Source organism: Enterobacter cloacae complex sp. SHL021 (genome assembly GCF_049237765.1).
GTDB classification, from domain to species: domain Bacteria; phylum Pseudomonadota; class Gammaproteobacteria; order Enterobacterales; family Enterobacteriaceae; genus Enterobacter; species Enterobacter cloacae.
On sequence record NZ_JBMKJG010000052.1, the window covers coordinates 1 to 3,451 of the forward strand.

At 51.3% G+C, this 3,451-nt stretch carries 5 protein-coding genes; all 5 read right to left on the reverse strand.

Going from position 1 to position 3,451, the window contains the following annotated elements:
• On the reverse strand, positions 1-206 hold a 206-nt coding region (locus ACOTZF_RS25065), incomplete at its 3' end, for an NlpC/P60 family protein (RefSeq protein ID WP_421636232.1).
• A 9-nt stretch (positions 207-215) separates the two neighbouring features.
• Positions 216-686 (reverse strand): hypothetical protein, encoded by a 471-nt coding sequence (locus ACOTZF_RS25070; protein WP_129317981.1) that lies wholly within the window; start codon positions 684-686, stop codon positions 216-218.
• On the reverse strand, positions 686-1,183 hold the full coding sequence (locus ACOTZF_RS25075; RefSeq protein WP_045135342.1) for a hypothetical protein: 498 nt from the start codon (positions 1,181-1,183) through the stop codon (positions 686-688). Before ACOTZF_RS25075 ends, ACOTZF_RS25070 begins: the two co-directional genes overlap by 1 nt.
• A gap of 41 nt (positions 1,184-1,224) precedes the next feature.
• Complete coding sequence (locus ACOTZF_RS25080) at positions 1,225-1,452, reverse strand: hypothetical protein (RefSeq protein ID WP_045135341.1); 228 nt, start codon at positions 1,450-1,452, stop codon at positions 1,225-1,227.
• 10 nt (positions 1,453-1,462) lie between these two features.
• The coding region (locus ACOTZF_RS25085; RefSeq protein WP_421636233.1) for a phage tail tape measure protein at positions 1,463-3,451 on the reverse strand (1,989 nt) is incomplete at its 5' end.

The window sequence follows — 3,451 nt, forward strand, 5'->3', positions numbered from 1 at the left end:
ACCTGGAGCCAGAAAACGACGTCACCCTCATAGCAGGTGAAGAAGTCGGCCCCGGCTTCGTAATCCGGCGTCTGATGCAACTCAATGCCGAGGACATTGCGGTAATACAACACGCACAAGCCCCAGCAGTCGACTTTCTCGAACGAGCAGGCCCGGTTAGCCCACGGTACTCCGATAACCCGCCGGATAAATTCATCTTTAGTCATGCGGATTCCTTATAGGTACTGGAGTCCAGTGTATTCGCGGGGATCGTATAATTTTCCAATATTATTATTGAGCGGGTTGGTCACAGACAGAGTGACCGATGCGGCGTCGGCATCAATATCTACCGTCTTGACGTATAACTGCCAGGACTTAATCGGCACAGACACGTCTCCGCTGTCGAATATCTGCCGCGTGGCCGTGATGGCTGTCAGCCTGGTCGCCCCCCTCCACTCCTTCATCAGCGCTTTGATGTCCGACGACAGCCGTCCTAATTTCACCGTCGCGTCGATCACCGGCGTGCCGCTTTGCTGGCTCTCTTCGATTTCAAATCGCGCTGGCTTGTACGTCTGGCCGCCAAGTGTCTTCGGGAAGAACTGCTTATCGACAAGGCGGACGTAGCCAAATGATGGGTGATAGAACGTGATGGTGTCGTACAGTCCGCGCGTCGGACGCTGCTGCTTATACTCCCTGAAGCTCGGCATTACGGCACCCTCGGTAGTGATTCCGGATCGCGCCCGTCCGGATAACCCGTAACAACGATATCCAGCCACGAATCCCACGGCGGAGGCAGCTCAACAATGATGTCGTCAAACTCGTCGTCAGCGTTGTACAGATGGTTGGCAATAACGGTTCCTGTCCATGTCACCACCCCGCCGTCGATACTGGTTTGCACCGGCATCTGCGTGAAGTGAAGCTCCTGCAACTGGAGGCCACTGCCGCCCAGATTGATGTTCATCCGGAACCAGTTCAGGCCTCGGTTGAGATAGTTCGGGCTGCGTAGCCACTGCTGGAAAGCGCGTTCCTGCGCCAGAGTGAAGATCCACGTCAGTGACCAGGTCACTTTCAGGTCGTCGGTAAGGTTCTGGAAGATAGCCGGGCCGACCGCTGGCTGATCGGTCTGGAACCCGGTATCGAGCGTCATATTTTTGCTGGCCTTCTGCGCCAGCGGCAGCCAGTCGGGATAGTCGATAATTGGCATCTAAACTCCAGGCATTAAAAAACCCGCCGAAGCGGGTTTGATTATTCAACGGACCGTGGACCAGATGGCGTATCGTAAACATTGATTTTTATATCAACGATATCGCCATTATTGGTAAATTCCAGGTCCTCTCCAGCAGGAGCAATGCCTTTGATGATAGAGCCGTCCTTGAGAGTAAATACAAACTCTACTGCCCTGTTCGGATAAAGCTTATGAGGCTTGCCTATCTCTGTTGGTATTGATTGCACATCGTTTGGCTCAATAACCACGCATATCTCCTTATAACTGACCTCGAGGTGTTCGTTTCGCAGTTGTATTACCAGTAATAGCCTGCGATATAGGACCTCCATTATTCAAGTCAGCAATAATGGCATCCACGGTTATTGTACCATCTCCGTTATTAGTAGCCTGAGCGTCAAATGTGGCACTCGTCATATTCTGTACGTTGATTATGACGCTCACACCGCCGCCTGCAGTCAAATCCTTGTTGCTGATCACCTTTCCGTTGTCGCCCGGTATCATGTACTGCTTACCGGTACTGGCCTGGTAAATCTCAGGTTTCCCTCGCTCACCGACCTGATAAAGACCCCCTGCATTCACCGGGCCGCCATTGTAACGCATACCGGTTAAAGCAAGACCCTGTGCCAGTCCTACCGTTGAAGCAATTCCGGTCATGGCAGGAACTGAGTTGGCCCCAAATGAAGCGAGGCTCGCCATGGCGGCGGCAGGAGCCCAAGCTGTAGCCAAGATTGCAGCCTGAGATGCTCCAGCAGCAGTAGCTGCTGCGCCCAATGTCTGACCGATAATGAAGTTTTTGAGTGCCTCAACCCCAACCTGGACTAGCGCATTGACCACGCTGTTCAGCATCGTATTCCCGAGCGAACGCATAGCATCCTGCGCTGACATCGTTCCGGTGATCAGCCCGGTTAACGCATTAGATGCATTACCTGAAAACGCATCCACCGCGCTTGTCAGCATTTCATAACCAAGACCTTGCTGACTGAGCAATTGCCACTGAGCGGCTGTCATCTGCTCATTGAACTGGTTTTCCTGCGCAGTCTTTAAGGCAAGGTACTGGGCATCGGTAGCTGCCTTTGCAGCAACGAACTGATCGTAATTTATTTTCCCTTTTTGGTAACTTTGCTGGAGTATCGCCTGTTCCTGCTGCTGATATTGCTGCATCAGGGCTAACTTCTGGTTATTTTCGTTCACCAGTTGCTGTACCGGGTCAACTTCGGCTCGGGCAGAAGCTACCGGATTGACTGTGGCCTTGGCGTTAATCTTGGCGAGGTTATTCTGGTGCTCGAGCGCCATTTTCTCCGTGGCAGCGTTATACTCCTTGAGATCTATTTTCCCAGCGTTCAGTGCGGCCTTCAGATTTTGCATGGATTCGGCGTAGGATTTATTCTCCGCCTGTAAAGGCATTGCCTTAAGTGCTTCTGTTACCCCTTTGGCTGCCGCTGATGCATCCCATGCTTTTGCTGCATATTCACCGGCCTTTTTGATTTGCTCCTGGGTTGCAGAATTACCCAGTGACTGCTGAGCACGTAATATGGCCTGCTCTCTGCTTAGCTCCTCCGTTGAATCAGCTGCCAATTCTGACTGCTGACGCAAATTTTCAAGCTTATTTGCAATTGATTCGGACTGCGCCTCAGTTTTCTTGCCAGTTTTATTGCTTTCCTTTCTTGCCTCGGTTACTCGGTACGTCTCCGCATATTCATCCTGAAGGGTCTTGATGCGTTTCGGATCCATAACCCCAGCATCGGCAGCATCATACTGAGCTTGAAGTCTTGCTCTTGCCTCTCCTTCCAGTTTGGCTAGAGCGAGCCTGCGCTCGGAGTTTTTCACCAGCTTTGATGTTGCTGCATCGTCTCCGCTTGTTTCGGTCTTGAACCCTTGGTTGTTCTTAGCATCACTTGCTGCTTTAGCTCTGATATGAGCAATTTCACCTTCTACCTGCTTTAACTGAACGGCGGCCTGCGCACGACGAGTCTGGAATACGGAGTCTGTCTCATACCAGCGCTGACCATCTTTAAGCTCGGAGTTTAATTCTTGCTGTAGCTTGATAAGCTTCGGCATTCTGGAAGAATCACCGACATTTTTATTGTAGTAATTAAGATTATCAGCAACACTTTGCATCAACCCCGCCAGGGTCGAGGTCAAGCCAATCGCCTGATTGATGTCGTTAATGGCGTTTTTAAATGCTACGTCCAGACTATTTTTCGCCCTGTCGATATTGACAGGCATCTTGTCGAACTCTTCGTTAAC